This is a genomic window from Pseudomonas sp. 5P_3.1_Bac2, from assembly GCF_025465995.1.
Classification (GTDB): Bacteria; Pseudomonadota; Gammaproteobacteria; order Pseudomonadales; family Pseudomonadaceae; genus Aquipseudomonas.
Map to the genome: position 1 here is coordinate 1 of NZ_JANLNY010000010.1, position 304 is coordinate 304.

At 58.6% G+C, this 304-nt stretch carries 1 protein-coding gene; it reads right to left on the reverse strand.

Annotated features, from left to right (window positions below; all coding sequences use genetic code 11):
- Positions 1-304, reverse strand: a 304-nt coding sequence (locus NTD81_RS09965; protein ID WP_262182092.1) for an Ig-like domain-containing protein, incomplete at both ends; no start/stop codon positions are given.

Genomic DNA, 304 nt, shown 5'->3' on the forward strand with positions numbered 1-304 from the left:
TACCGGCAATACCCGCGCCGTTGTTGCTTTCAACAATAGGTGCATCCGGAGCAACGATATCCGAGCCACCGGTATTCACCGGACGGCTGATGTTGCCCGCCGGATCTTTAACGGTAACCGTAGCGCTCTCACCATCATCCAGTGGGTTAGGCGTAATGGCCCAGCGGCCGGCCTCATCCACAGTCGTAGTCAGGCTGGTGCCATCAGGCAGTTTCACCACAATGGTGCCACCGGCTTCGGCGCTGCCGCTCAAGCTCAGCTCATTATTGGTGTCGACCACAGGTTTATCTGGCGCCACCAGGTC